The following is a 25,990-nucleotide window of genomic DNA, read 5'->3' as shown; positions in this document are numbered from 1 at the left end:
GAAAAAATATAGTTTTTAATCAAAACGGAGGTGCTCACTTTGCACCGGAATTAGGTGGTCATTTTGAACTGGAATCAGGTGCTCACTTTAAAACGGAATGGGGTGATCAATATAACCGGAATTTGCAGTATAACAAAAAACAGTAAAAAAAATGAAAATCGTTTTAACAGGATCTTTAGGGAATATCGGGAAACCACTGGCCACAGAACTTGTCCAAAAAGGACATGCGGTAACAGTAATCAGCAGCAATGCTGAAAGAATACAGGCTATAGAGGCTTTAGGCGCGACCGCAGCCCTAGGCAGTATGTTTGATGCCGGGTTTTTGACCACAACATTTACAGGTGCGGACATTGTTTTTTTGATGGAAACCATGGAAGCCGCAGGTGATATGTTTGATCAGGAGGTCGATTTTATTGAAACCATCGGGAAAATCGGAAGCAGCTACAAGGAAGCCGTTGAAAAATCGGGCGTAAAGAAAGTCGTGCATTTAAGCAGTATTGGTGCCCACACCGACAAAGGCATCGGAATTTTGCTTTTCCACTACAATATCGAACAGTTGCTGCGCCAGCTTCCGGAAGATGTGGCGATCAAATTTATACGCCCTGTTGGTTTTTACATCAACATGTTTTCTTTTATTCCGACCATCAGGTTTAAGGGTTCCATTATTTCCAACTATGGCGGCGATACACCGGAACCGTGGGTGTCACCACTCGATATCGCGAGTGTTATTTCGGAAGAAATGGACCAGCCTTTTCAGGACAGGACGGTTCGCTACGTGGCGAGCGACGAAGTATCGCCAAACCAAATTGCCAAAGCACTCGGACAAGCTATCGGAAAACCCGATCTGGAATGGAAAGTGATTCCGGACGAGGAACTTTTAACGAACTGGCTGAACATTGGCTTTAATCCGCAGGTGGCGAAAGGCTTTACAGAACTGCAGGCCAGCCAGGGTACCGGAGCCTTGTATGAAGATTTTTACCGCAACAAACCGGTTCTCGGTAAGGTAAAACTGGAGGACTTCGCGAAGGAATTTGCTATTGCGTACCACCGCGAATAATGAATAAAGCCGTGAGTACCTTACTATGAAATAGGGTACTCATGGCTTTTAAAAAAAAATCAGAATATGGAAACAACTTACAGCAATGCACTATCTCCGGTAGAAAAGCTTTTCGTTAAATCGGGACAAATAATGGCGGTTCGCCAATGGCACGGCGGCCCGTTTTATGAGATAGATGTTTCGCTGCCCCAGGTAAATTTTGAAAAATGGGATACGGCACAAGCTATAAAATGCCGGATTTCTCCCCTGCATTATACAGACTACACGCCGGCAATCTGGGACGCAGCAGAAAAAATCTGCACTTTATATATTGACACCGGCCATGCCGGGCCGGGCAGCAGCTGGGCAAAAGATCAAGTGGAGGGAAACGCTTTTCATTATATGAAAATTGAAAGTGAAAAGCATTACCCACTGGGCAGTCACCTTGTTTTTCTGGGCGACCAGACGGCTATTGGGCACTTTTGCGCTTTACAACAGCTGGCACAGCAGGATACGGAAATCAGTGGCTTTATCAATTTTAATGACGCGATAACAGCAGCCGCTTTTAGCGAAAATTGTGCGTGGCTGCCTTTACAACCCACAACAGCATACACAGAAATACACACACAAACCGACAAATGGATTCTTGATAATCGTTATAAAATTGAAGACTGCATCTTTTACCTTGTGGGCAATGCAAAACTCATTGTATCGCTGCGAAAATTACTCCACACACACGGTATTGGCGGCAGCCGCATAAAATCTAAAGGTTTTTGGCAGTAAAGCAAAAATCAATCTTTAAATTTGTACATCATGGAACAAAGGCAGACACAAAGAATAAAAACGATTAGCGAATTCCATCGCCTGCGCGGTTTGCCCAAACCGGAGCATCCGTTGATTAGCGTAGTAAATTATAATGATATTGTAAGGCCTGCCGATATCGGCGACGTCAACTGGATATTGGATTTCTACCAGATTTCGCTTAAGAGAGGAATCAATGGAAAACTGAAATACGGCCAGCAACAATATGATTTTGATGAAGGCATTATGTTTTTCATTTCGCCCAACCAGGTTTTCAGGATCGAGGCCGATGCAGGAATAAGTACTGAAAAATCAGGATGGATGTTATTGATTCATCCCGATTTTTTATGGACTGGCGGACTCTCAAAAATCATCAGGCAATACGATTTCTTTGACTATTCGGTTAGTGAAGCCTTGTTTCTTTCGGATAAAGAGGAAACGACCATCACCGGAATTATCAATCATATCCGTCAGGAATACCACGCGAATATTGATAAGTTCAGCCAAAGCATTATTCTTTCGCATATCGAAACCATGCTGAGCTATTGCGAACGGTTTTATGAACGGCAGTTTATCACGAGAAAAATCGCAAACCACAAGATTCTCGACAAACTGGAAAAGTTATTACAGGATTATTATGATGATGAAAGCCTGCTGCTGTCCGGATTACCTACGGTACAGTACATCGCAGCCAAATTGAATGTTTCGCCCAATTACTTAAGCCGTTTGCTTAAAAACGTCACCGGACAAACGACACAACAGCTTATTCAGGATAAGGTTATCGATAAAGCGAAGGAAAAATTGGCCACCACAGATTTATCCATAAGCGAGATTGCTTATGCATTAGGATTTGAACATCCGCAGTCGCTGACCAAACTATTTAAGGTTAAGACCAAACAGTCGCCGCAGGAATTTCGGCAAAGCCTGAACTGATATTTTATAAAAAAAATCAATAGCTTCCGGCAAACTATTGGGTTTTCTTTTTTAAAGCCCCTGCACAGCCTGCATAAAATCATTTTTGCTCCAGTGGTCTGTTATCTTACCGTCCTTAAGGATATCAATTTCAATGACATTCATTTCCACTTTTTTTCCGGTGGCCGATTTTCCCATAAATTCACCGGTATGGGTCGCCGTTATTGTTTTGCGCAATGATACTTTATCTCCTTCGGCTATGACTTCGTTAATCTGCACGGAGACATTCGAAAAACCTTTGTGAAACCCGGTTATGAATTGAATCATTGGACCTGCATTTGTTGGCGCATTGGGTGGTGCGGTGTGATTGGTAAAGGAATCTGCCAAAAGTTCTTTTGTAATTGCGGTGTTTCCTGATTCAAAAAATTCTTTGTTGAATCGGATCACCAGTTGTTTGTTTTCTTCTGTAGTCATCGTATTTTCTTTTTTATGTTTTTGATTTTGTACCTGACAGCCCGTAAGGATTACTACTGCCAATAGCGTTATACTTATATTTTTCATGGTATTTTAATTTAGTGCAGCAATAGTTCTTCATTAGATTTTCCGGATTTTCAGCCGGAATCTTTTCGCAGATCATTGGTTTTGTAGTGTAGCGCGAGTGGAGCTGTTCCGTTCATTTTGTCCAAATATGTATCCATAATGATAACACAAAGGTTGGATTAACTTTAGGAATCAGCCCATAAGGAAGTTTAAGAAATGAGCTTAAGATAGTTTAAGGCTGAGGCTATTTACTGCCAATGGTTTTCCTGATCGTACTCAGAAATTCCGGCGTAATGCCAAGAAATGATGCGATTTGCGTATTAGGAAGCCTTTGGGAAAGATCCGGATACTGCATCAGAAAGGCAGAATAACGCTGTTCTGCTGTAGTACTGATATTTTGCAGTACCCTGTTTTGTAGTTCAATAAAATTATTTTCCGTTATTACCCTGAAAATCCTGTTGAATTTGGGATAGTGCTCAAACAGAAAAACCAAATCCGTGCGTTCGATCTGGATAATAACCGAGGGCTCTATTGCCTCAATAAATAATTTGCTGGGAATTCCGGCGTTGGGATTTTTAAAGTCAGCGGGTTTAACAGAATGAAAGCTGGCCATATCGGTTAGCCATTCATTTTCTGTTCCAAACTGTACATTGTGTTCTTTGCCGACAGCGTCAACGCTATACATTTTAAAACACCCGCTTACAATAAAAGTGTAATGCCTGCAACGATCGCCTTCCTGTAAAATAAATTGCCTGCGTTTAATTTTCCTTTCCATAGCAACACTGGCTACAGCATCACCTTCTTCGTCGCTTAAAGGAAGCAAGTTATTAAAGTACGTTATAAGTTTCTGAGTGGACATATGGTTTTAAAGATCAGTCATGTATCAAATTTTGCTTTATCACAGAAAATTTTAAAGTCGGGCTGCTACAGATTTTACCGGAAAAAAATCAAGTAGAGCCGGATTAATTATGCTCCACCGGTGAAAATATCTCAAATTTAGCCTGCCATTCTTTAATCGATTCTAAGATCGGAAGAAATGCCAGTCCTCTTTCAGACAACCTGTATTCTACTCTTGGCGGTAATTCCTTATAAGCCAGTCTTTCCAGTATTCCGTCTTGCTCCAGCTCTTTCAGCTGTTCGGTTAATACTTTTCTGGAAATGTGCGGCACGATGGCATCTAACTGACCAAAACGAATGGTACGGGTGCCCATTACATTTATAATAATCGGTTTCCATTTATTCCCAATTGTACCAATAGCTCTTGTAAACGGGCAATTTGAATTGCAAAATTTATCGTCTCTCATATTTTTAAAAATTTTGTAGTTACCTGTTAGTAACCAGAATAAACTATAACAGTTACAAATATATACTATTGATGGTATCTTTGCGTAACAAAAGTAAAAAAAGTTCAACAATTAAATTAAAAAAGATGAAAATAGGAATTATAGGTGCCGGATCTATCGGCACAACAATCGCAAAACATGTAACCGAAGCAGGTTATGAAGTCGTGATCAGCAACAGCCGTGGTGCCGATTCGCTTCAGGAAAAAGTCGAAAAGCTGGGTGGCAGCATAATCGCAGGTTCAGCACAGGAAGCAGCCAAAGCCGATGTGGTTTTTCTTGCCGTTCGGTGGGAACACGCACAAGAAGCACTAGCTGCCGTTTCACTGGAAGGCAAAATTCTGATTGACGTAACCAATGCCAGTCTGCCCGAATTTGTGCTAGCAGCAGAGGGTTCAAAAACATCCAGCGAAATAGTAGGCCAATGGGCAAAAGGTGCCAAAGTGGTTAAAGCATTCAACACTTTATATGCCAATGTATTAGCAGAAAATCCAAATGTGGGTGGCGGAAACCGAGTGATTTTCTATTCCGGAAATGACGGTGATGCAAAAGCTGTTGTTTCAGGCATTATTACTCGCATCGGATTTGCCGGTATTGATCTGGGCAGCCTTCATGAAGGCGGAAAACTACAACGATTCCCGGGTGGACCATTACCAACATTAAATCTTATCAAAGTAAAATAATAATATTAAAGAATTAAAAAAATGAGCAAGTTAAAAAATAAAGTAGCCGTAATTACAGGTGGTTCAAAAGGAATAGGGGCAGCTATCGCCAAACACTTTGCCGCAGAAGGCGCAAGCGTTGTCATAAATTATGCTTCCAGCAAAGAAGCGGCAGATAAATTAGTGAAGACAATCACAGACAAGGGAGGAATTGCTATTTCGGTACAGGGCGATATTTCAAAAGAAGCCGATGTCATCCGATTATTCGAAGAAACCAGGAAAGCTTTTGGCAAAGTGGATATTTTGGTGAACAATGCCGCCCATCAGCAATATTTACCGATTGAAGAGGTTTCGGTAGAAAATTTCCACAAGCATTTCGATACCAATGTTTTGGGGACTACACTGGCGATACAAAAATCCCTGCCGCTGTTTAGTGATCAGGGCGGCAGTATCATCAACATCAGTTCTGTTGCCGGTAAACTGCCGATGGCCGGAGTTTTGTTGTATTCTGCAACCAAAGCAGCAATAAATGCCATCACGATTTCATTGTCGAAAGAACTTGGTGCAAAAAACATTCGTGTCAATTCTATTTTGCCGGGTGCTACCGAAACAGAAGGTGCCACCAATGCAGGTGTGACTACCGGCAGTGATGCCGAGAAAATGTTTATTACCAATACGCCGCTGGGCCGCAGAGGGCAGCCCGAAGATGTTTCGAAAGCGGCCGTATTTCTGGCTTCCGATGATGCAGCCTGGATTACGGGAGAGAATATTTCCGTTTCGGGCGGTTTGTATGGTTTTTAAATTTTTATAAATAACAGATTTAATTCAATAAATAAGATGAGTAAATTAAAAAATAAAGTAGTCGTAATTACAGGTGGTAATAGCGGCATTGGTTTTGGTATTGCCAGTGAATTTAAAAATGAAGGCGCCAAAGGGGTAATCGTCGGGAGAAACCAGGAAACCCTGGACAGTTCTGTTGCTTTGCTTGGCGAAAATTTTACAGCCATCAATGCTGATGTCACAAACCTGGCTGACTTAGAAAGAGTGTTTGCTATAACAGCTGAAAAATTTGGCAAAATAGACGTAATTGTAGCCAACGCAGGAGGTGCCGTTACAGGAGCAGCATTTGGTACGGTGGCAGATATTGGCGAAGCCGATTTTGACAAGACGATAGATTTAAACCTGAAAAGTGTATACTTCACGGTGCATAAAGGCCTGCCTTATATGAATGATGGCGGTTCTATTATTCTGATCGGGTCGAATGCAGCACATCGGGCCTACGCTTCATTTTCATTGTATGGTGCTACCAAGGCAGCTGTGATTCACTTTGCAAAAGGATTTTCAAATGATCTTTTAGACAGGAGAATCAGAGTCAACGTGATCTCACCGGGCACAACAGATACACCTGTATTTGACAAGTTTGTTCCCGCCGAACAACTGGAGGCTGTAAAAAATTACTGGGCGGGTGTAATGCCCATTGGCAGGATTGGACAACCCTCTGACATTGGTAAAACAGCAGTTTTCCTGGCATCTGACGATTCTTCGTTTTTGCTTGGTACAGAGATTCTTGTTGATGGTGGCCTAAGCTATTTGGCGAAGTAAATTATTGATTATTATTCGTTCCTATCCTCTTCAGTAGGATTTTCCTAAAATAAAAAAGATCAAACATTTTTAAACGTTTGATCTTTTTTGCTTTACTGCTGCAAAATATTTCATTGCGCACTATAGTATTTAGTGATTGTCAAATTCCCTGCGGTTGTAAAACGTATCATCATCCGTATCAACGCCTGAATTATTTTCAGGGTAGTAGGATTTCATTACTCTTCTCTCGTAATTTCTGTCAAAATTGTGCTGAGTGTTGTAGCGGCTCGTGCTTCTAAAGGTATTGTATCCTATGCTGTTGGCCATGACAATTTTGGTGTCTTTATTAATGCTTACAGATCCGATTGGTATAATAATATGGCTGTCTCCGTCTTTATAGATAAACTCATTCCTGTCGCTTGCTATTGCATCATGCACTTCATTTCGGCTGTCGTCTATTAATCCTTTATCTACATTTACATCCAGGTATACCACACGCTGCATGTCTTTATTTACCCAAAGATTATCAATGGTACCTATTGTACGGTTGTCAGCATCAACGATTTTCCATCCCCTTACATCAGAATAGTTTGAGGCGATTTTATAATCAGAAAGTTCGTCCAGTCTGTATAAGTTTCTATCTTTATTTTCCATACCTTCTTTTTTTTAATATTATAATTTAGTTTTTTGTCTGCGTCTGACTGCAGGAATACCGGACTAGGTTTGCTCCCCCGGCTCTTGCAGTTTCGTCGTTAATTTACAGTATCTGTACTTGTAGTGTTTTCGATTTCTACGCCGTTTTCAACCTGAGTCGTGTTATCTCTGAAAAAGATGAAATATACAATTGCCGCAATTAACAGCAGTACAACAATCCATGGCCATACCGGCTTCTTTTTCTCAATTTTAATTTCTGCCATAACTTATTTTTTTTTAAATAATAAACGTTTTAACTTTAAATTAAAGGTACAAATGAGGAGAAATTATGAAGTATTAAATTTCGGTTAGAAGTTATACAATTCCCAGCAGGCTAAAATTCTAATTTGAAAGAACTTATGAAAAATTAATTTCCGTTAAATAAGTTTTACGATACAATCACGGTTACTTTTTCAATCCGTTTTTACCATGCTTTTTTCGCCCTGATTCAGAATAAAATAGGTCGCCAGATCGATGGAGGAAAGATTTGTAAATCCCGCCTGACGTAATAAGGTTACCAATTGCCCGCGATGATAGGTAGAGTGATTGACAATATGGGAAACTGTCTGCCAAAATTCCATTTTTCCGTTTCCCCCACGCGGGTAACTAAAAATGACGTCTCTGGTGTACTCCTCTTCCGGACATTCCTCAATGATTTTTTTCATGCCTGCGGATGCTTCTTCCCATATCGTTGTCAGCTCTTTTGTAGTGCCTGTAAAATGAGCTGCCAAAAAAACAGGCGTTGGCTCATTATTCCAGAAATCTATCCATACTTTCTCAGCACTGGCAATATGAAGGGCTGTTTGTTTAATACTGCTAAAGCTGCTGGTCCTGCTTTGATTCCACTGCTCTTCATTCAACTGGTTTAACCATCCTATGACTATGGTATCTGCCCAAATAGTATAATCCGCTAGTATTTTAAAATAGTTTGTATTCATTGGAAAATCAAATTAATTATTATTTTTTCCATAAAATAACAGTGAGGCTTTAGCAAGGGCTGCGAAATGCATATTGAAGCCAACAAAAGCCGGAGTTGCGTTTTTATCGAGTTCGAGTATTTTGTCTACTGCATAAACCGTAATAAGATAACGATGTGCAGGACCTTCGGGGGGAGCTGCGCCTGCATAACCCGGAAAACCCATGTCTGTATTACTTTGTACAGCACCATCAGGAAGTAAGTTTTTCTCCGGATTTCCTGCATCTGATGGAATTTCCTGTACAGTAGAGGGAATATTAAAAACTACCCAGTGCCAAAAGCCACTGCCTGTCGGGGCATCCAGATCATACATCGTTATGGCAAAGCTCTTTGTTTCGCGGGGAACATTTTCCCAATAAAGTTGAGGCGATTGATTTTTACCGGAAAATCCCATTCCACTGGCAAAATGATTAATCAGCAATTGCCCTCCCAGCTCTGTACTTTTTAAAGTAAATGTTTTTTGTACTGTTTCCATAATCGTATTTATAAGTATTTGAATTTTATTCAAAAGTACTTCCGAAGAATGGCATTAGTATAGAGCTTGACGTTCAAAAAGTATTGCTAAACGTTCAATGTGCTAATTGGTATTGCTTGGGTGTAAGTCCGTGTATTTGCTTAAAAGACTGAATGAAACTGGAAAGATTTTCATAGCCTAATTCTACATAAATCTCACTTACTTTGCAATCACGCTGTTGCAGTAAATAGGCAGCTTTTTCCATCCTCTTTTCGAGGAGCCACTTATTGGGTGTGGTATTAAAAATTTTAGCGAAGCGCCGTTTAAATGTTGACAGGCTCATATGGCACAGGAAAGCCAGTTCTTCAACAGTAATAAAATTATCAATATTCCCTGTGACTGCCTGACGGATCAGCACCTCATCGTCTGCCCTCTCGCTAAAGTTCCGAAGCTCCCCGATTTTCAGGGGATAGTGCTCGGATAGGTATAAAAGCAATTCTTCTAATTTGAGTTTTTGCATTTGAAGCGATAATGGCTGGCCTGATGCTAGCATTACGCTTAAAGAATCCGTAAAATTGGTCAGGAAGGCATCTTTTTCAAATACTAAAAAAGGATCTTTCTTTTTTATATCTGCCAAAATATGCTTTTTCTGAGGGTGGCGAATGAAAAAGTCAGCCAGCAACTGCTGGTCAAAAAACAACAAAATGCTTCTGTAGCGTCCGTTTGGTGCAGCAATTTTTTCGCTCATCAGGCAGTTCCCCGCTGAAAGCAGGAAAAACTGATCTGAATTTATTTCTGCTTTTGTTCCCGCATATTGCACACTTTTCCGGCCTTCCAGCAAAAAGCTAAATAAATTTTGATCTAACCTGATCTTAGAATTAATACTAATGATATCAGTGTTATACCTAATGATAGAAAGTGGATCTGTCATATTATCTTAATTCGCAGATTGCATATTGTAGCCATTGTTTGTGTATTTTCAAAAATGAACCGGCAACAGGATTCGGGCAACACAAATGTAACAATAATTCGGATGGAATGATTGTTCCTTTGAAACGTGGTTTGTGGTACCGTTTATAGCTAGAATTATATCTTTAAAAAGTTAAACGAAAATAGGGCATCAGCTGAAAATTAAGATTTTCATTTAGAACTACTTAAGATAAACGATCGTAAATCGTCACTAAATAATTTTCCTGTGCTGCCTAAATATAGCATATGACCTGATTCATACTCTTTAAAAATGACTCTGTCTGCAGAAAAATGCGCGTTTTCGGTCGTATTTCTTGCATAGCCTGCCGGGGTGGACAAATCATAACTTCCTGCCGCTATAAATACTTTTAGATTTGGAGTTCTGCGTAAGACCACATTTAAGTCGTCTGTAAAATCAGGGCCTTCTTTGGTCTCTTTTCGCGACCACTGCCATTGGAACGAAATATTTTTCCAGTCAATTGTTTTATACGGATCCTGAATATCAATCTTTAATTTTGAAGCGAGCATCTCTCTAAATGCCGCAGTAAATCCGGGAACATACCTCGCCATTGACGGATCGTCGGCAACCGGATCATTCCCGGAATGTTCAAGCGGAAGGGTGTATCTTGTATCATATAGTCCAATCTGCAGATTTTCCTTAGCCAGAAGGCGGTCTGCGAAAATTTTTGGCGCTATTTCAAGTGCCGACGAAAAAAAATCTGCAGGGAGTCCTGTGTATCTGCAAAGTTTGTCAACGATACCATTCCTTTCCATTACCGAAAGTTTTTGCTGCTGCTCCAATACAAGTGCATCGAAATAGTCTTTTGCTGAAAATGCTGCAATTTCTTTTTGAAATTCCTCGTAAGAATATAAGGTTTTGTCTACTTTATTATAGTACCAGGCTGTTTTTGCTAATGTTGGCAGTAATGAAGCTGCTCTTTCTAATTTGGCATCAACTGTAATCTTTTTTAAAGGCGATTCTAGAGTGGTTCCCAACATAATAATTCCATTTAGTGTGATGCCCCTCATTACACCAGCATACATTACCCCGCCCATAAGTGCTCTGGGAAGAACTGAAACGCGTTGGCTTCCGTAACTTTCCCCGATAAGAAATTTGGGCGAATTCCACCTATTGTTTTTAATTAACCACTTTTCTATAAATTGCGCCATCGATTCAGCATCCTGATCTACTCCGTAAAAATCCTGCGGAGTACCCGGAGAAATGACACGACTGAAACCTGTACCCACAGGATCAATAAATACCAGATCTGCTACATCGAGCAAACAGTTGGTATTATCTTCTAACCCAAACGGAGGTATGTTAGATGAATTAATTTCCGGAGTCAGTTTTACTTTCCACGGTGCAATACTGCTCAGATGCAGCCAGATGGATGATGATCCAGGACCACCATTAAATACAAAAACAACAGGTCTGACTTCGTTACTTTTACTTTTCCTGATATAGGAAAAACTAAATACACTGGCTATAATTTTATTGTCATCGTTTTTAAGGTATATTTCATCTGCAATTGCAGTGAAACGTATAGGTTTTCCATTAATAGCAATGGTGTGTTTTGTATTGAAGAAAAGCTGTTCGCTAGCCTTTACTGTATTTTCCTGACTAAAAAGGAATATGGAAAAGAAAGAAAAGACCGTAACTAAAAAGAATCTGGCGGCATTCGGCATTTGACAATTATTTATTTGAAGTGAGTACTAAAAATCAGGTTTATTTTTTTAAAAACTCCCGTCTAATCCGGCTTAATGAAGTGTCCGTAACATTTAGATAAGAAGCGATTTGTTTGAGCTGGGCAAACTGAAATACTTCTTTATTGGTCGTGATAAGATTCTCATACCGGGCTTCACCACTAAGATTAATCAGGTCTAATGTTCTTTTCTTATACAATACATATTCTCTCGCCAGCATTTTTACCCCATATGCCCTAAATTCAGGAATATCATGTAACAATAAATTTAATTGTTCGTAGCTGATGGCATACCCCCTGCAATCTGTAACCGCCTGAATATTCTCAGTTGATTTGGTTTTTAAATAAAATGATGAAACTTCGAATACCACACTGTCTTTTTGATAAAAATTGGTCGTTATTTCATTTCCGTTGTTGTCATAGGTAAACGCTCTCATAAAACCACTCTGCAAAAAGAAATAGTGCTCATTTATTTTTCCTTCCTTAAGAAAAAACTCGTCTTTTGAAATCGTAATCTCTTCAAAATATTCTACCACATGATCTAAAGTCTGATCTGGAAATGGCAAATTTTTTATAATGTAATTTTTTAGTCCCTGTTTGTCCATTTATTTTGTTATTAATAGTATAAGCAATAGTTTCTTTAAGACCGTTATATGTCAAAATTAATCAATTCGTAATAATTAGGTAAAACACAATTCTAAATCAGTTAAAAAAAAACGATTACCGGCCATTGGTGTATTATCATCTAAAACATTTGTAATTTTTTTGTTATTCAAATAGAAAAAAAATTACTTCTGCCAACAGTCGACAATCGGTTTTTCAATTGATAAATTCGTATAATTACAGCATTGCAATTTGATCTTAATTCAGTAAAAATGCGTTTGCTTCCTGAGCAAAATCTCCTGCATACTGAAAAATTCCCCCATGGCCTGAATCACTCCAAAGTACCAGTTTTGCGTCTGGAATGTGCTGAAGCATTATGTATGAATTGATCGAATCGACCATAGTATCGTCACTCCCATTCACAATAAGTACAGGCTGCTTAATAGACTTTAGCTGTTTGTTGCCTTCATCTGTCGCTAAACCGTAGCCTATTATGGCTCTGGCCTGACTTTCAATTGTATCCTGACTGGTTGGTAAATCCCTGTCTAGTTTTCTTTCTCCCAATCTTTCTAAAAAAGCTTCACCAGCTTTGATACTGCCTGGCGTTTTGCTGAAAAAAAGATTGATCAATACTCTGTCAGGTCCGTCAACAAAAGCTTTTTCCAAATGTGATTCTAATTGTGCGATCGCTTTTCCGCCTATAGATCCTGTACCGGCCAGTATAAGCTTATGTACAAGTTCCGGATAGTCTGCGGCTATTTGTTGTCCGATGAAACCGCCAAGTGAGAAACCTAAAAGGTTAACTTTATTGTATCCTAATGTGCGGATAAAATCGACAGCATCTTGTGCCATTGCCAGTACATTATCCGGAGTAGCCCCTTCAGAACTGCCCACTCCTTTATTGTTAAACAGTATTACAGGATATTTACTGGCAATTGCATTTGTAACTTCAGGATCCCAATTATCCATGTTGCCCGTAAAATGTTGTAAAAATATAACCGGTATACCTTCCTTTTTGCCGAAAGAGCGGTAGGTAAAATCGCTTCCGTTTACGTTTATCTTTTTTGTTGGTGCTGTCTTATGGGTAAATTCTTCTGATGCGAAAATATTTTCTTTCGTTTCCATTTCTTTTAATTTTTATTTAATGATTTAAAGTAAGAACCATTGTATTGCTGTGAAAATTCAATGCAGTATTAGTACTCATTACAATGATCCTTACCTCTGTTGTTTTTTTATTTAGTACTAAACTCTACTTATTTTGCTTCCAAAGCTATGATTTGAGCCAAAACATGCGGGAACATGATAAAAGGTGTATGGCTTGACGGAAGCGCATATAGTCTTTTTATACCGGCATCTTTCGCCATTTTTTGCTGAAGTGAATAGCCTATTGTATGGTCATTTAGGCTGTAAACAAACACTTTATTTATTTTTCCAAATTTGCCTTCAGTCAAAGTTACCGGAGCAGCTAAGGGAGCTAAGGGTTCCGGTTTTAAATTATTGCTTACATATTCGGCTACCCTGGCAGGAGCATCGGCCAGAAAAACATCGGCAATACCTTCTTTTTTTATAGTTGCAATCCCAGCTTTTTCTTCTACAATAAGGTTTTTACCAACATGGCTCTCTGCATCCGTTTTTGCAAGAGACAACAGGCTTTCTCCATTTTTCGGAACGTATGCCGCAATGTAAATAATCTTTTTTATCTGAGGCGCAATCTCTTCTGCAACCTGGCTTGCTACAATTCCGCCAAAGCTGTGCCCAACCAGTATAATATTTTGTTTGTCTCCAATGGCTTTTTTAACTTCGTCCACATACAGCTTTAAGCTAATCACTGGGATTGGGGTATTATCGCTTCCGTGCCCGGGAAGGTTAACGGAAATAACCGAATTGCCACCAGCAGTCAGGTCTTCTGAAACGTGCTGCCAATCGTTTGACGATGACCATGCTCCGTGGATGATTACAATTGTATTTGTATTTTGCGCTTTGTTTGTTTGGGATAAAGCTGTAAGCGTGGTAAGTAATAGTATTGCCAGTGTTAAAATTGAATTTTTCATGATGTATATTTGTTACTTGTTACTATTTAGTTGTTTGCTATTTTTGTCAATATCGATGACAACTCGTCGGGCTGTGAAAGGAATGGACTATGTCCTGTATTGATCTCGTATACAGATTTGACTTTACCGGTTTCAATCATTTTATTTTGCAGATAAGGCGATACAACATGATCCTGTAACGTTTTGATGTATGCTTTTTTAACTGATCCAAAATTTTGCTCCGTTAGTACTACAGGGTTAATAAACGGAGTTAATGGCTCTGTTCGATAATTCTTTACTACGAGGTTTTGAATTTCCGGACTGCCGTCCTGAATAAACAGATTAACGATCTGATCTGCTTTTACATCTATAGTACCATTATCATTAAAAATTAGATTACCCTTGATTCCAAGCTGAGAATCTGGATCCATATGTGATAACTGATCTAAATTCTGACCTGACTCTGGTAAATAAGCAGCCACGTAAACCAGTTTTTCAATTTTCGCAGGCACCGCTTCCGCCACCGATGAAATGATCATGCCGCCCAGGCTATGGCCTACTAAGATCACTTTTCCATCTATTGTGGAGAGTGCATCCATTACCTTCTGTTTATAAACATCGAGCGTTATTGCAGCTGGAGAAGTATTATCATTGCCATGACCCGGCAACTCCACAACAATTACTTTATTACCCTGTTTTTCAAGGTTACCTTTTACGGCCTGCCATGCATAAGGAGCCTGCCATGCTCCGTGAACAAGGACATAATTTTTTGGGTTTTCTGGCTGTTTATCGTCATTTGAACAGGATGCTGAGATGAAGATACAGGCCACAACGAGAAGTTGAATTAATTTTAATTTTTTCATGATTGTAATAATTAAGTGTTATTTATATTTTGAGATGTGTTTTATTTAGCTTCCAGCGTTATAATTGCGGATAGTATTTGAGGAAATACTATAAATGGTGTGTGGCTGGAAGGAAGCGAATAAGTTCTTAAAATTCCTGCCTCTTTTACCATTTTTTGCTGAAGTGAATAGCCTATTGTATGGTCATTAAGACTGTGAACATATACCTTATTAACGGTACCGAAATTAGTATCAGATAAGGTGACCGGAGTAGATAACGGGGCTGAAGGTTCTGGTCTCAGATTATTGGTTACATATTCTGCCACCGGTTTTGGGGCATCTGCTAAAAAAACGTCTGTAATTGCCTCTTTTGTTATACGGGCTACTCCCGCCAGCTCATCTACAATAAGATTTTTACCAATGTGACTCTCTGAGTCCGTTTGTGCAAGTGATAATAAGCTGTCTCCATTTTTAGGAACAAAGGCGGCAATGTAAATTAGTTTTTTTATCTGCGGGGCAATTAACTCTGCCACTTCACTTACTACTATCCCACCGAAACTGTGACCAACAAGGGTAACATCAGTTGCATCGCCAATCGCTTTTAAAACTTCATATACATAAAGCTGTAATGTAATATTCGATACAGGGGTCTGATCAGTACCATGACCCGGAAGATTTACAGTGATAAGGTTAATGTTTTCAGCTGTAAGATAGCCGGCAACATGATGCCAGTCATTTGCAGAGGACCATGCTCCATGGACAATGACAATAGTATTTTTACTCTTAGATAATGAGGAATTTAATTCCTCCTGCGTGTTGTTTTTTTCGTTTTGCATAATATGATTTGTTTAATACTATGCAAAGAAAGTGCGAATAAAACCTGCAAAACTTGTCTTGCGGCAAGTAATGAAAATCCGTTTCATTTTTTATTTATAATTCAATTTCAAAAATTAAGAAAAAATAAACCGGGCTGTTATACTCCGTTTATCTCAATAGCAGGAAGAGCTGTTTGATAAAACAACCAGAGAAATACTATTTTAAAAAGATTTTTTTGGATTGCAATGGTAGAGCTCCCCTATTGGAAACCCTAACTTTAGAATAGGCAGAAAGGCCTGAATTTACTAAAGTAAAACAGGCTTAGCAACTATAGGAGCTGCAGGAAAACGGAATTGCATCAAAAAATGCTTTTTTTTATGGGTGGATAAAATTCAGGCTGTACATTCCGGAACTTTATAAACGGTTTACTACCGCTGAATATCACTACTGCTGTTTTGGCAGATATATCCAAAAAATAGTGCCTTCGCCGGGTGTGCTGGTAAAATTAATAATCCCGTTATGGTTTTCGATAATACGCTGGCACAGGGCGAGACCTATTCCGTTGCCGCCATACTGGTCTCTTTCATGCAGGCGCTGGAACATATTAAAGATGCGGTTTGAATATTGGCTTTCAATACCAATACCATTATCGGCAATAGAGATGATATCGTAATCGCCTGACAAAACCAATGGATTGTTGTCTTCCGGCACAAGTGTAGCCGAAATGGTTACTGATGGTACAGTAGTATTAAATTTAAGCGAATTGTTTACCAGATTATAAAACAACTGGCGCAGCTGCGTATTTAGCCCCAAAACCTGCGGTAAAGGTTCAATAGTGATGAGCGCGCTTTTCTCTTCGATGATCATGCTTAAATCGCCTAAAATTTCGGCAATGATATCATTAAGGTCTACTTCGCCAAAAAAATGTTTGTTATTGTCGATTCTTGAATAATTAAGAACGTCAGTAATCAAATCTGATAACCGCGTTGCCGACAAGGCAATCCGGTCAAAATAATAATCCTTTTTCTGTTCTTCGGATAAATTCTCGCTGGCACGGGAAATCATAATCATAATTTTGCGCAGCGGTTCCTGAAGGTCATGACTGGCAATATAGGCAAACTGCTCTAACTCCTTATTTTTAAAAACCAATTTGGAGTTGGCGCTTTCTAATTCACGCTGGGTCATTTTTAGCTGCGTATTATCCTTGAGGGTCTCCACCACCAGTTTTTGCGCGTTAATATCTACAAAATAAACCAGCCAGCTGTTAAAGGAGCCATCTTCTGATTTATTCGGAATCATGGTCACCAGGTGCCAGATGTAAGTCCCGCTATTATTAATTCTGATTTCACCTGAAAAGGAAGATTGGTTTGCTTTTGCTTTTTCCCAGCCCTCTAAAATTACTTCCATGTCTTCAGGATGAATAAAAACCGTCAGGCTTTTTCTTTCAAATGTCTGCAGCGGTACTTTTAAATAATGCAGTAATGATTCGTTATACAGCAATACCTTATTGCGATCATTGACCTCACAAATCAAAATCGGAATTGTGTTGGCTAATTTTCGGTACCTGTTTTCGCTTTCAATTAATTTTTCTGAAAGCGCGATTAGTTCAATATTTTTCTTTCTAATCTCATCATACGGAGATAAAGGCGGCTCAAACTTAAAATAATCAATGAGGGATTTTATTTTCGTTTCCGACAGCAGTCCGGGCGACAGTACCTGCTGGCTTATTCGGGTAGTCGACTGATTTCCTTTGAAACTGTATTCAATATTGCCGGAAATTTTTGAAGCGTAGTTAAATGCTTCCGGATTACAACTTTTCAAGTCAATACTGTCTGTAATGATCGCCAGGATTTCCTTTTGGGTTGCTTTTGTAATATGAATGCCAATCACCAGCACTGAATCTTTCCCCTTAGCAATCGAACATCTGGCAATTTCGGATACCGCTGTAGAAAACCTTGTCTGAAAAGAAGAGGGCATCCCGCACATTTCGGCAATTTTCATACAGCGCTTGTGGGCAAGAATCAGGTCCATCTCGTTATCAAGATTTATTTTTATGATCTCTTTCATGGTGCTTAGATTATTTTACCTACAAGAATAGAGGCATCATCAGTTCCTCTGATATTTTCCTTAAAAATAGCGGATGCAATTACACCCGAATGTTGTTTTACTATTGACGTCATTTCGTTCATGTTCCATCTGGTACGCAATCCATCACTGTGCATCACAATAATCTGATGTTTTTTGTAAGGTACAATAGTGTTGTTGAGGGTACGGGGAATATTATGTCCGATAATTCCGTTGTAAGGTGTATAGGTTTTATTTTCCAGTCCGTCATAAATACGGGTACTGATATTGCCAATTCCGCATATACTCCATACATCTGATTTATAATCAACAGTGGCGATCGTTCCCACAAGCCCCCTGCTCTTTTTTACTGCTGTATGGATATCCCTTAGAATTTCAGAAGGTTCTGTTTCTATGGACTGCTTAAAGGCTTTAATGGCTAATTGTACGGCTTCATTTGCATTTTCACCATGCCCTAAACCGTCCCCTAAAAATATTTGGAAACCTTTTTTGGATGACTTAATATGATAGCCGTCGCCACAGAACTTTTCTCCCGGGTAGTTGACCGCAATTGCGGCATAATTTAAACCGTTTTGTAAAGGAGGCAAAGGCAAATCAGATCTTTCGGCAATTTTGATGTACTGCACACATCCCCAGTTTTTCATGGAATAAATCTGAAAATCAGTACTCAGTCTTTTGATAGAGCCCAATCCGTGTCCCAGTGTATTGGATGACGAATAGCCGTCATTCATTATTTTGGCAAGATTTTCGAACCCAACACCTTTATCCAGGCAGTATATTTCGATTACATTATGTTTTTCTTCCAGGTTCGCTCTGTACAGGAGTTCTCCTCCCTTCGCATATTTAATGAGATTGGAGGTTAATTCTGCAACTATGATGTCAGTTTCAGCAGCGCGGTGGGGTGTAAATCCTATGTGAAGTGCAAGGTTATGTATTTCTCTCTTTATAAAAGCAATCAGGCTGCGATCGTCAATTTTATAACTGGAAAACGTATTATCCATTTTTCCATTTTGTTATAGTAACGGTGGTACCGTTACCCAGTTCTGTTTTGATATCAAATTCATTGACGAGTCTTTTGGTACCGGGTAGTCCTAAACCTAAGCTTTTCCCGGTGCTGTACCCGTCTTTCATAGCCAATGACAAATCGGCTATTCCGGGACCATTATCGATAAAAGTGACCCGTACACCATTGTCACGGCCATTACTAACCGATTCAATGATGACTTTTCCGCCTCCGCCGTATTTAAGCAGATTACGAACAAGTTCGCTGGTAGCCGTAATTAATTTGGTCTGGTTCAGGATGCTCATGCCAATTTTTACACCATACTCTTTTACACGGTTGCGTAAAGGCACCACATCTTGTTCTCTTATAATTAAGGCTTCTTCTTTACTATTCGTTATCGTCGTCATAATCCTGCTCTTCATTATCGCTAGTATGCATTTTTGAGCGCAGTAGATCCATGCCTTTTTCAACATTCAGGGCACTTATAACTCCGTTTAGGGACAATCCAAGTTCAACAAGTGTAATCGCTACAGCCGGCTGCATTCCTACAACGACGGTTTGCGCATCCATTATTTTTGACATGACCGCAATATTTCCTAAAATCCGCCCCATGAAAGAATCGATTATAGAAACCGCCGATATATCAATTAAAACACCTTTGGAACTATGTTTACTTATGGTGTTAATTAAATCCGATTCAAGATTTTCTGCCAGTTGGTCGTACAAATCTACTTGTATGGTAACAAGCAGAAAATCGCCCATTTTTAGTATAGGAATTCTCTCCATATCATTATTTAAAATCTTAAACTAATTTTCTTTTAACAACAGTAAGCTGCAACATATCAAATGCAGTTTTAAGTGCACTTGCCAGGGATGCTTTCGTAATAATACCGGTAAGATCTATTCCTAAGTGCACTACTGTCTGTGCAATTTCCGGACGAATACCGCTAATGATACATTCAGCCCCCATTAAACGTGTTGCACTAACCGTTTTTATAAGATGCTGCGCCACAAGCGAGTCTACTGCAGGAACACCCGAAATATCGAGAATCGCAATTGAACTTCCCGTATCAACAATCTGCTGAAGCAGGTTCTCCATTACAATCTGTGTTCTGGAACTATCAAGTGTCCCGATAATTGGCAATGCAACGATACCCTCCCACACGGTGATCACCGGAGTCGAGATTTCGCTAATTTCATCTACCTGTCTTGATATAATATCTTCTCTTCCTCTCATGAAAGCTTCGAAAGTCATAATAGTCATATTATCTATTATGGCATTCAGCTCTAAATTAGCCTGATACAAATTTTCAGAATCTGTGATCAGTTCCGAAAGAATTTGCGACGATGCCTGTTTGAAAGTCGTAAGGTATTGTGCGTTTTCCCTTGGTGAAAAACCGCGTTTTCCTCTTGAAGTCGAAATTCCGACAATAAGATCTTCTACCTTTTCAAATTCCTGAGAATCCTGAAATCTGCCGTTTAATGTTGCCAGTGCACTTAAAAAGAGGGAAGCAAATTCCTTAGATTCTTCTTCTTCAACTGCACCATCATCAGATCCGCTTTCGATAAGAAGTTGTGACCATACTGTTAGTAATCTATTTTCGTGCTCTTTTAAGCCTCCTAAAAAGTTATTTTGCATTTGTTCTGATTTTGTAATTTTACTAACAAATATAGGGTTTTAAAAATAGTAAAATGAGAAAAGATTTACTAAAAAGACAAATTTGTGAATTATAAAAAAAATACTGATAATCAGGCATCTAATTGTTAGAAATAATTATTATTCCTGCTGGGGAGCATAAAAATTTCGGGCCGGCACTATTTTTTCCTGATTTTCCCTAGGGGATCCGGACTAATGCCTGAGTAAAAAGCGATCCGGGTATCCGGTTTTGAAAATTTATCTATTTACGTTCGGTGATAATTCTGAAATTATCACTAAATTTCCGATTACTATAACCTGTCTTTCTTTAATCCCTGAACTTTGTATTAAATAAAGACGCAGTCATTAACAAATCTTTAAACGTAAACAAATGAAAAAAACGAGTGTATTAACCTTGTTCGCTGTTACTTTATTTTTAACGGCATGTGGTAAAAAAACCGCTGACGAAACCACAACAGGCGAAGAACAAAAGGTTGCCGAAAAAAAAGGAGAAGTACTGGCCGTAAACCTGGAAACATCAAAAGTAGACTGGAAAGCCTTTCACAAAGGAGGTTTTGCACCTCGCTGGGGAACACTTGCCATTAAATCAGGTGAAGTTTCTGTGGAAGCCAATGAACTGACAGCAGGCGATTTTGTAATTGATATGACGTCTATTAAAGTGGATCCCGCATCGGTTACTGAAAAAGATAAAAAATATTCAGAACTGGAAGCACACTTAAAAAACGCTGACTTTTTTGACGTGACGAAAAATCCAACAGCTGACTTTAAAATTACAAGCGTTACAAACTTAGCTACTCCTGCAAAAGATGCTGTAGAAGGTGCTAATAAAACGGTAAGCGGTAACCTTACTCTTAAAGGTAAAGTAGTGAATGTTACTTTCCCTGCAAATGTTACTGTAGCAGACGGCACCGCCACGCTAAAGGCTAAATTTACGGTTAACCGTACCGACTGGGATATTAAGTTTGGTGCTTCTGAAGCTGATCCGGCAGAATGGATGATCAGTAAGGATATCGAGATTGGTATCGATGTAACCGCAGGAAAAAAATAAAAGACTCACGGTTCATTACATAATAATTTCCGTATATCGAATCAAAAATCCACTTTACTAAAAGTGGATTTTTTGTTTTGTATTGTTATTTATATCTTACTTTATCAGATGTTCAATTTTATTAAATTCTTCCTGACCGCCTCTCAATAAAATTTTCCCTTCTGAATCCACTAAAATAAATGTTGGATATCTCTGCAAGGCCAGGTCCGTATAAATTCTGTTGTTCTTTCTGCCATCCACAAAGCCATGTGTCCAGTTCATTTTACTTTTCTTAGCATATTGTTTCACCACATTTTTATCCTGATCGTTGGCGATACTAATGATACTCAATTTTTCAGGATATTTATTGTGCAGGGCCACTAAACGCGGAGTCATATCCAGACAAGGTCCACACCAGGTGCCCCAAAAATCAATTAGGGTATACTTCTTTTCTTTAATGACGACATCGGTACTAAAAGTTCCGTTATCCAAATCTTCAATGATCCTGTTTTCAAAATACTTCCCGACCCATTGACCGTATTTTTCTTCTTTGCTCTTTATTTTTCTAAGATATAATTTAGATATCTTTCTGTTGATGCTGTCTATTTTGTAATAACCGTCACCAAGCGCAATAGTATCTTCTGTGAAGTGCATGAATTGCGAATTAAAAATTTCATCTTTTCTGAAGGAAACGTTTTTTGGCTTAATGTAGATCGCGCCAAATGTATTATCAAGTGCCTGATAAGAAAAATCGTAAACGGTCTGGTTTAAAATTTGTTCGCCCTGCCAATAATCCTTAAATCTAAAACCGGAAAGATATTTTGCTTCCTTATCAGTTATTATTATTTTGCGGTCATAGCTGTTGGCACAAGGAAATAAGACAATTTTTCTTTTGTACGTCTGAATCCTTCCTTTGGAATGGGATTCATAATAGTAGTCACTTTTAGGTAATTTATTGATACTTTCTAAGTTCTCTGCAATCGATTTATTTCTGAAATTGATGTCAAATTCATATTTAATATCATCACTAAAATCCTGATTTCTATTGAAATCTGCCATTATAAATTGTCTGTTTTTGTAAAATCCAACAATCGAAATAAATCCTTGTTTTACAGGTTTATTCGAGAATCGCAATGTATCTAAATGAATTTTGTTTACTAATTCCAGAAAATCTTTTTTATCATATTCCTTTGCCTTATATAAATCGTAGAAAAATTGGAGTGTTTCCTGAAAATTACCATAATATTGTATGGAATCATGCGCGGGAACCCCAATATAATTTTTTATTACTTTTTCTTTAAAAATAGGCGTTCTGTCTAATGAAATCAGTTCGGTGCTTACATACGAAAAATTGAGATTTAAGGTATCGTTAGTGACCTGTTTCATATCAATTACAAAGTTGGTGTCCGGTTCATACTGATAACCAAACAATAAAAACAAACCAGATAACAGAACGATTTTCTTTAGCATTTCATACGAATTAAAAGGATTAAAATTAAATTCAGGCAACTCCAAAAAATCACAATGATATGTGCCGCTGCATATCATTCCAACTATAAATGCTGAACCTCAGCTCTAAAATGAAATATCAAAAATACACTATAATATCATACAAAAAGCTTCTGTTACCAACAGAAGCTTTAAATCTAACTACAAATAAAAACCAAATTATTCAATTACTACGTTTTCTTATTTTGAAAACTCAACCGTATTCAATTTTTGCCAGCCTCCACGAGTGAAGTCCGGAATTTCAACCGGGGCTGAATTATGGTCCAGCGAAATTTCGGTCAACGGGCTCAGACAAGACCATTCGGCCAGATCATACACATCCATATCTAAAGGAAGTCCCTGCTGCAGACAGTGAAACATACGGTAATCCATTATAAAATCCATTCCGCCGTGGCCTCCTACTTTTTTGGCCATTTCTTCGATATCTTTCACAATTGGATTTTTGTATTTTTCCATTAATATCTTTTTGACATCTTCCGATACAAATTCTTCTGCATTCAGATTTTGGTAATTTTTAGAAATCTCCCCTCCTGCTTCCTTTGCATCGATAGCATAGCCTTCAACCGGATATTTATTGGCAAATCCTTTCGTTCCTGATAACTGATACATTCTGCTGTACGGTCTCGGACTGGTCACATCATGCTGAATCTGGATTGTTTTTCCTTTTTCGGTACGAATCATGGTCATGGTGTGATCCCCGTTTCTGAAATCGGTTACCACTTCCCCTGTTTTTTCTTTGATGAACGCAGGATTTCCCACTGCTTTGGTATCCATCGAAACCAGAAAATTCATTTTATCCCCTCTGTGAATATTTAGCGCCAGACAGGCCGGTCCCATTCCGTGTGTCGGGTAAACATCGCCTCTGTGTTTGCGGTTGTAATCCATACGCCAGTTGTTCCAGTATTCATTCCAGTACGGCTGTAAACCGTGAATGTATGAACCTTCCGCATGAAGAATCTCTCCGAACAAACCTTGCTGTGCCATATTTAAGGTGGTCAGTTCAAAGAAATCATAGACACAATTTTCAAGCATCATACAATGCTTACGTGTTTTTTCTGAAGTATCGATGATGTCCCATATTTCTTTCATGGTTAAAGCGCCCGGTACTTCTACCGCTACATGTTTACCGTCTTTCATGGCCTGAACGGCAATGCCGGCATGATGTTTCCAATCGGTTACAATATAGACCAGATCCACGTTTTTAAGTGCGGTTACTTTTTTCCATGAATCTTCTCCGAAAAACACTTCTGCTTTTGGCTTTCCGTGTTTTACCAAAGTGTCGTTGGCTGCATTTGCCCTTGCTTCAACCATATCGCAAAGTGCCACAATTTCTACTCCCGGAATATGGGTAATACGCTCGACAGCTCCTGTGCCACGCATTCCTAAACCAACAACAGCTACGTGAACAACAGGAATTGCCGGCGTAGCCAAACGCAACACATCGGTCTGGCCTTTGTCTCTTTTGGGTGCTTTTGTTTTGATGAGTTGTGCAGATACATCGCCAATTTTCAATAGTAAAAAGGCTATCAATAAAATTTTTAAACTTGAACTTTTCATTTTTTTTGTTTTTTTGATACTATATTGAGGTGAGTTACTCGTTATTATTTGTTTGCTTATACTTTTATGTAGGTCTTATTTTTATGCATGTACCAAAGTATGAAATAAAGGATTCCAAAACCTGCCAAATCGCAAAATGCATCGTAATAAGCTCCTGTGAATTGTTCGAAGCCGTAAAAAACCTGTTTGGCTATCAGGGAAAAATTTAAAACATGCGAACCCACATAAGCGGCGATGGCATTAAGGCCAATAACCCGAAACGGATAGGCCCATTTTGTATAGCCTTTTACATCAACAAGCCAGTAGAATAAAGCCAGCAAAACAAAACTTATTCCGGAGGAAAATATAACAAAGGAACTCGTCCATATTTTTTTAATAATGGGATGCCATATCCCTATGATTAAGGACAGCGCGATTCCCGCGATACCGATCATAAAAAGATATCCGGCTATTTTTTGCCTTGACAACGAAGACAAAAGCAATTCGCCTGCAAACAATCCTGACATGGTGGTGGCCGTAAATCCCAAACCCGTTAATAACCATGAATATTGGGTCTGATCGTAAAAACGACCGAACACCTGCTGATCAATATAAATAGGAAGGTTTTTATTGGGCAGTAATTCAAAAGCGTGCCCGAAAAAGCTTGGAATTGACAATAATAGCGCATATAAAACCAGACAGCTGATAAAGAAGACATACCTTCCTTTTTTGGATAAATTCAGATACGCAATGCACGAAAGTAAATACCCGACCGCAATGGCCTGAAGTGTATTGCTGAATATTTGAAATTTGGAAAGATCCAGAAATAATAAATTACCCTGAACAATCCACCCTAAAATAAACAGAATCACAAATCGCCTTAAAATATGGCGGTACAATCTGCTGTCCGATCCGGATTCCGTGTTTCTTTTTCCCAATGAAAACGGAATAACAACACCGACCACAAACAGAAACAGCGGCATAATAACATCGTATAAATGAAAACCGATCCATTCCGGATGCTCAAACTGGTCTGCCAGGTTCTTTGTGAAATTAGTTTTGGCCGCTGTATTTAGGTTGTAAAAAAAACGGTCTGCCACGATGATCATCAAAAGATCAAATCCACGCAGCACATCTACAGACATCAGTCGGTTATGGGGTATGGTTTTATTCATGCTATATCTTAATTGCTGTATAACTGGCTTTTTATAAAGC

At 38.9% G+C, this 25,990-nt stretch carries 29 protein-coding genes; 7 read left to right on the top strand and 22 right to left on the bottom strand.

Annotated elements, in window-relative coordinates; translation table 11 throughout:
- The first annotated feature begins 151 nt into the window (after positions 1 to 151).
- The 3 genes from D0817_RS13330 (at position 152) to D0817_RS13320 (ending at position 2,770) form a co-directional block, all read left to right on the top strand.
- Positions 152 to 1,057 carry an NmrA family NAD(P)-binding protein gene (locus tag D0817_RS13330; protein ID WP_127338865.1) on the top strand — a complete coding sequence of 302 codons (906 nt, stop codon included), beginning with the start codon at positions 152 to 154 and terminating at the stop codon, positions 1,055 to 1,057.
- 66 nt (positions 1,058 to 1,123) lie between these two features.
- On the top strand, positions 1,124 to 1,819 hold the full coding sequence (locus tag D0817_RS13325) for a ferredoxin reductase domain-containing protein (RefSeq protein WP_127338864.1): 696 nt from the start codon (positions 1,124 to 1,126) through the stop codon (positions 1,817 to 1,819).
- Between the two features lie 30 nt (positions 1,820 to 1,849).
- A complete protein-coding gene (locus D0817_RS13320) occupies positions 1,850 to 2,770 on the top strand; it encodes an AraC family transcriptional regulator (protein ID WP_127338863.1) in 921 nt (306 codons plus the stop codon).
- A 51-nt stretch (positions 2,771 to 2,821) separates the two neighbouring features.
- Here D0817_RS13320 and D0817_RS13315 read toward each other — a convergent pair whose 3' ends face one another.
- The 3 genes from D0817_RS13315 to D0817_RS13305 all read right to left on the bottom strand — a co-directional run bounded on the left by D0817_RS13315 (position 2,822) and on the right by D0817_RS13305 (position 4,593).
- Positions 2,822 to 3,310 carry an ester cyclase gene (locus tag D0817_RS13315; RefSeq protein ID WP_127338862.1) on the bottom strand — a complete coding sequence of 163 codons (489 nt, stop codon included), beginning with the start codon at positions 3,308 to 3,310 and terminating at the stop codon, positions 2,822 to 2,824.
- Positions 3,311 to 3,533: 223 nt separating this feature from the next.
- Positions 3,534 to 4,148, bottom strand: coding sequence for a Crp/Fnr family transcriptional regulator (locus D0817_RS13310; protein WP_127338861.1), 615 nt, complete (start codon positions 4,146 to 4,148; stop codon positions 3,534 to 3,536).
- A 103-nt stretch (positions 4,149 to 4,251) separates the two neighbouring features.
- On the bottom strand, positions 4,252 to 4,593 hold the full coding sequence (locus tag D0817_RS13305; RefSeq protein WP_127338860.1) for a winged helix-turn-helix transcriptional regulator: 342 nt from the start codon (positions 4,591 to 4,593) through the stop codon (positions 4,252 to 4,254).
- Between the two features lie 71 nt (positions 4,594 to 4,664).
- Between D0817_RS13305 and D0817_RS13300 the strand changes: the two genes are divergently transcribed.
- From D0817_RS13300 to D0817_RS13290, 3 genes are read left to right on the top strand one after another with little or no spacing between them, the layout of a single operon-like run.
- Positions 4,665 to 5,312: an NADPH-dependent F420 reductase gene (locus D0817_RS13300; protein ID WP_127338859.1), complete on the top strand. Its 648-nt coding sequence runs from the start codon at positions 4,665 to 4,667 to the stop codon at positions 5,310 to 5,312.
- Between the two features lie 21 nt (positions 5,313 to 5,333).
- Entirely contained in the window at positions 5,334 to 6,092 is a 759-nt protein-coding gene (locus D0817_RS13295) for an SDR family NAD(P)-dependent oxidoreductase (RefSeq protein ID WP_127338858.1), read from the top strand.
- Between the two features lie 36 nt (positions 6,093 to 6,128).
- Positions 6,129 to 6,893, top strand: a complete 765-nt coding sequence (locus D0817_RS13290) for a glucose 1-dehydrogenase (RefSeq protein ID WP_127338857.1) — start codon at positions 6,129 to 6,131, stop codon at positions 6,891 to 6,893.
- Positions 6,894 to 7,022: 129 nt separating this feature from the next.
- On the opposite strand, the gene D0817_RS13285 is transcribed toward D0817_RS13290, so the two are convergent.
- From D0817_RS13285 to D0817_RS13215, 16 genes are all read right to left on the bottom strand, one after another.
- Positions 7,023 to 7,526: a PRC-barrel domain-containing protein gene (locus D0817_RS13285; protein ID WP_127338856.1), complete on the bottom strand. Its 504-nt coding sequence runs from the start codon at positions 7,524 to 7,526 to the stop codon at positions 7,023 to 7,025.
- A 98-nt stretch (positions 7,527 to 7,624) separates the two neighbouring features.
- Positions 7,625 to 7,789 (bottom strand): hypothetical protein, encoded by a 165-nt coding sequence (locus tag D0817_RS26020; RefSeq protein ID WP_167470944.1) that lies wholly within the window; start codon positions 7,787 to 7,789, stop codon positions 7,625 to 7,627.
- A gap of 189 nt (positions 7,790 to 7,978) precedes the next feature.
- Positions 7,979 to 8,503 (bottom strand): DinB family protein, encoded by a 525-nt coding sequence (locus D0817_RS13280; RefSeq protein ID WP_127338855.1) that lies wholly within the window; start codon positions 8,501 to 8,503, stop codon positions 7,979 to 7,981.
- 12 nt (positions 8,504 to 8,515) lie between these two features.
- Complete coding sequence (locus D0817_RS13275; RefSeq protein ID WP_127338854.1) at positions 8,516 to 9,016, bottom strand: YbhB/YbcL family Raf kinase inhibitor-like protein; 501 nt, start codon at positions 9,014 to 9,016, stop codon at positions 8,516 to 8,518.
- A gap of 94 nt (positions 9,017 to 9,110) precedes the next feature.
- On the bottom strand, positions 9,111 to 9,926 hold the full coding sequence (locus D0817_RS13270) for a helix-turn-helix transcriptional regulator (RefSeq protein ID WP_127338853.1): 816 nt from the start codon (positions 9,924 to 9,926) through the stop codon (positions 9,111 to 9,113).
- A 209-nt stretch (positions 9,927 to 10,135) separates the two neighbouring features.
- Positions 10,136 to 11,650: a S10 family peptidase gene (locus tag D0817_RS13265; protein ID WP_127338852.1), complete on the bottom strand. Its 1,515-nt coding sequence runs from the start codon at positions 11,648 to 11,650 to the stop codon at positions 10,136 to 10,138.
- Between the two features lie 40 nt (positions 11,651 to 11,690).
- Positions 11,691 to 12,272 carry a Crp/Fnr family transcriptional regulator gene (locus D0817_RS13260; RefSeq protein WP_127338851.1) on the bottom strand — a complete coding sequence of 194 codons (582 nt, stop codon included), beginning with the start codon at positions 12,270 to 12,272 and terminating at the stop codon, positions 11,691 to 11,693.
- Positions 12,273 to 12,528: 256 nt separating this feature from the next.
- Positions 12,529 to 13,395, bottom strand: a complete 867-nt coding sequence (locus D0817_RS13255; protein WP_127338850.1) for an alpha/beta fold hydrolase — start codon at positions 13,393 to 13,395, stop codon at positions 12,529 to 12,531.
- A gap of 128 nt (positions 13,396 to 13,523) precedes the next feature.
- Positions 13,524 to 14,321: an alpha/beta fold hydrolase gene (locus D0817_RS13250; RefSeq protein ID WP_127338849.1), complete on the bottom strand. Its 798-nt coding sequence runs from the start codon at positions 14,319 to 14,321 to the stop codon at positions 13,524 to 13,526.
- Positions 14,322 to 14,347: 26 nt separating this feature from the next.
- Positions 14,348 to 15,130 carry an alpha/beta fold hydrolase gene (locus D0817_RS13245; RefSeq protein ID WP_202866477.1) on the bottom strand — a complete coding sequence of 261 codons (783 nt, stop codon included), beginning with the start codon at positions 15,128 to 15,130 and terminating at the stop codon, positions 14,348 to 14,350.
- Positions 15,131 to 15,204: 74 nt separating this feature from the next.
- Positions 15,205 to 15,978, bottom strand: coding sequence for an alpha/beta fold hydrolase (locus D0817_RS13240; protein WP_127338847.1), 774 nt, complete (start codon positions 15,976 to 15,978; stop codon positions 15,205 to 15,207).
- A gap of 424 nt (positions 15,979 to 16,402) precedes the next feature.
- Positions 16,403 to 18,025, bottom strand: a complete 1,623-nt coding sequence (locus tag D0817_RS13235; protein ID WP_127338846.1) for a sensor histidine kinase — start codon at positions 18,023 to 18,025, stop codon at positions 16,403 to 16,405.
- 5 nt (positions 18,026 to 18,030) lie between these two features.
- The gene (locus D0817_RS13230; RefSeq protein ID WP_127338845.1) at positions 18,031 to 19,044 is read right to left on the bottom strand and encodes an ATP-binding protein; all 1,014 of its coding nucleotides are present in this window, start codon (positions 19,042 to 19,044) and stop codon (positions 18,031 to 18,033) included.
- Positions 19,037 to 19,453: an anti-sigma regulatory factor gene (locus tag D0817_RS13225; protein WP_127338844.1), complete on the bottom strand. Its 417-nt coding sequence runs from the start codon at positions 19,451 to 19,453 to the stop codon at positions 19,037 to 19,039. The genes D0817_RS13230 and D0817_RS13225 overlap by 8 nt, the downstream gene beginning before the upstream one ends.
- The gene (locus D0817_RS13220) at positions 19,434 to 19,832 is read right to left on the bottom strand and encodes an STAS domain-containing protein (RefSeq protein ID WP_127338843.1); all 399 of its coding nucleotides are present in this window, start codon (positions 19,830 to 19,832) and stop codon (positions 19,434 to 19,436) included. The genes D0817_RS13225 and D0817_RS13220 overlap by 20 nt, the downstream gene beginning before the upstream one ends.
- 16 nt (positions 19,833 to 19,848) lie before the next feature.
- A complete protein-coding gene (locus D0817_RS13215) occupies positions 19,849 to 20,685 on the bottom strand; it encodes an STAS domain-containing protein (protein ID WP_127338842.1) in 837 nt (278 codons plus the stop codon).
- A 388-nt stretch (positions 20,686 to 21,073) separates the two neighbouring features.
- On the opposite strand from D0817_RS13215, the gene D0817_RS13210 reads away from it, so the two are divergent.
- Positions 21,074 to 21,751: a YceI family protein gene (locus tag D0817_RS13210; RefSeq protein WP_127338841.1), complete on the top strand. Its 678-nt coding sequence runs from the start codon at positions 21,074 to 21,076 to the stop codon at positions 21,749 to 21,751.
- A gap of 96 nt (positions 21,752 to 21,847) precedes the next feature.
- Here the strand turns inward: D0817_RS13210 and D0817_RS13205 are convergent, their stop codons facing one another.
- The 3 genes from D0817_RS13205 to D0817_RS13195 form a co-directional block, all read right to left on the bottom strand.
- A complete protein-coding gene (locus D0817_RS13205; RefSeq protein ID WP_161568434.1) occupies positions 21,848 to 23,200 on the bottom strand; it encodes a TlpA family protein disulfide reductase in 1,353 nt (450 codons plus the stop codon).
- Positions 23,201 to 23,419: 219 nt separating this feature from the next.
- Complete coding sequence (locus D0817_RS13200) at positions 23,420 to 24,796, bottom strand: Gfo/Idh/MocA family protein (protein ID WP_127338839.1); 1,377 nt, start codon at positions 24,794 to 24,796, stop codon at positions 23,420 to 23,422.
- A gap of 56 nt (positions 24,797 to 24,852) precedes the next feature.
- Positions 24,853 to 25,950: an acyltransferase family protein gene (locus D0817_RS13195; RefSeq protein WP_161568433.1), complete on the bottom strand. Its 1,098-nt coding sequence runs from the start codon at positions 25,948 to 25,950 to the stop codon at positions 24,853 to 24,855.
- Between the last annotated feature and the right edge of the window lie 40 nt (positions 25,951 to 25,990).

The sequence above is a fragment of the Flavobacterium cupreum genome, from assembly GCF_003996965.1.
Taxonomy (GTDB): domain Bacteria; phylum Bacteroidota; class Bacteroidia; order Flavobacteriales; family Flavobacteriaceae; genus Flavobacterium; species Flavobacterium cupreum.
Note: the sequence above shows the minus strand (reverse complement) of the source record. Positions and strands in the feature narration are given on the sequence as shown.

What these genes read in the sequence shown, in the direction of transcription:
- D0817_RS13330 (WP_127338865.1), top strand. Translation starts at nt 152, where the DNA reads ATGAAAATCGTTTTAACAGGATCTTTAGGGAATATCGGGAAACCACTG.
- D0817_RS13325 (WP_127338864.1), top strand. Translation starts at nt 1,124, where the DNA reads ATGGAAACAACTTACAGCAATGCACTATCTCCGGTAGAAAAGCTTTTC.
- D0817_RS13320 (WP_127338863.1), top strand. Translation starts at nt 1,850, where the DNA reads ATGGAACAAAGGCAGACACAAAGAATAAAAACGATTAGCGAATTCCAT.
- D0817_RS13315 (WP_127338862.1), bottom strand. Translation starts at nt 3,310, where the DNA reads ATGAAAAATATAAGTATAACGCTATTGGCAGTAGTAATCCTTACGGGC.
- D0817_RS13310 (WP_127338861.1), bottom strand. Translation starts at nt 4,148, where the DNA reads ATGTCCACTCAGAAACTTATAACGTACTTTAATAACTTGCTTCCTTTA.
- D0817_RS13305 (WP_127338860.1), bottom strand. Translation starts at nt 4,593, where the DNA reads ATGAGAGACGATAAATTTTGCAATTCAAATTGCCCGTTTACAAGAGCT.
- D0817_RS13300 (WP_127338859.1), top strand. Translation starts at nt 4,665, where the DNA reads ATGGTATCTTTGCGTAACAAAAGTAAAAAAAGTTCAACAATTAAATTA.
- D0817_RS13295 (WP_127338858.1), top strand. Translation starts at nt 5,334, where the DNA reads ATGAGCAAGTTAAAAAATAAAGTAGCCGTAATTACAGGTGGTTCAAAA.
- D0817_RS13290 (WP_127338857.1), top strand. Translation starts at nt 6,129, where the DNA reads ATGAGTAAATTAAAAAATAAAGTAGTCGTAATTACAGGTGGTAATAGC.
- D0817_RS13285 (WP_127338856.1), bottom strand. Translation starts at nt 7,526, where the DNA reads ATGGAAAATAAAGATAGAAACTTATACAGACTGGACGAACTTTCTGAT.
- D0817_RS26020 (WP_167470944.1), bottom strand. Translation starts at nt 7,789, where the DNA reads ATGGCAGAAATTAAAATTGAGAAAAAGAAGCCGGTATGGCCATGGATT.
- D0817_RS13280 (WP_127338855.1), bottom strand. Translation starts at nt 8,503, where the DNA reads ATGAATACAAACTATTTTAAAATACTAGCGGATTATACTATTTGGGCA.
- D0817_RS13275 (WP_127338854.1), bottom strand. Translation starts at nt 9,016, where the DNA reads ATGGAAACAGTACAAAAAACATTTACTTTAAAAAGTACAGAGCTGGGA.
- D0817_RS13270 (WP_127338853.1), bottom strand. Translation starts at nt 9,926, where the DNA reads ATGACAGATCCACTTTCTATCATTAGGTATAACACTGATATCATTAGT.
- D0817_RS13265 (WP_127338852.1), bottom strand. Translation starts at nt 11,650, where the DNA reads ATGCCGAATGCCGCCAGATTCTTTTTAGTTACGGTCTTTTCTTTCTTT.
- D0817_RS13260 (WP_127338851.1), bottom strand. Translation starts at nt 12,272, where the DNA reads ATGGACAAACAGGGACTAAAAAATTACATTATAAAAAATTTGCCATTT.
- D0817_RS13255 (WP_127338850.1), bottom strand. Translation starts at nt 13,395, where the DNA reads ATGGAAACGAAAGAAAATATTTTCGCATCAGAAGAATTTACCCATAAG.
- D0817_RS13250 (WP_127338849.1), bottom strand. Translation starts at nt 14,321, where the DNA reads ATGAAAAATTCAATTTTAACACTGGCAATACTATTACTTACCACGCTT.
- D0817_RS13240 (WP_127338847.1), bottom strand. Translation starts at nt 15,978, where the DNA reads ATGCAAAACGAAAAAAACAACACGCAGGAGGAATTAAATTCCTCATTA.
- D0817_RS13235 (WP_127338846.1), bottom strand. Translation starts at nt 18,025, where the DNA reads ATGAAAGAGATCATAAAAATAAATCTTGATAACGAGATGGACCTGATT.
- D0817_RS13230 (WP_127338845.1), bottom strand. Translation starts at nt 19,044, where the DNA reads ATGGATAATACGTTTTCCAGTTATAAAATTGACGATCGCAGCCTGATT.
- D0817_RS13225 (WP_127338844.1), bottom strand. Translation starts at nt 19,453, where the DNA reads ATGACGACGATAACGAATAGTAAAGAAGAAGCCTTAATTATAAGAGAA.
- D0817_RS13220 (WP_127338843.1), bottom strand. Translation starts at nt 19,832, where the DNA reads ATGGAGAGAATTCCTATACTAAAAATGGGCGATTTTCTGCTTGTTACC.
- D0817_RS13215 (WP_127338842.1), bottom strand. Translation starts at nt 20,685, where the DNA reads ATGCAAAATAACTTTTTAGGAGGCTTAAAAGAGCACGAAAATAGATTA.
- D0817_RS13210 (WP_127338841.1), top strand. Translation starts at nt 21,074, where the DNA reads ATGAAAAAAACGAGTGTATTAACCTTGTTCGCTGTTACTTTATTTTTA.
- D0817_RS13205 (WP_161568434.1), bottom strand. Translation starts at nt 23,200, where the DNA reads ATGCTAAAGAAAATCGTTCTGTTATCTGGTTTGTTTTTATTGTTTGGT.
- D0817_RS13200 (WP_127338839.1), bottom strand. Translation starts at nt 24,796, where the DNA reads ATGAAAAGTTCAAGTTTAAAAATTTTATTGATAGCCTTTTTACTATTG.
- D0817_RS13195 (WP_161568433.1), bottom strand. Translation starts at nt 25,950, where the DNA reads ATGAATAAAACCATACCCCATAACCGACTGATGTCTGTAGATGTGCTG.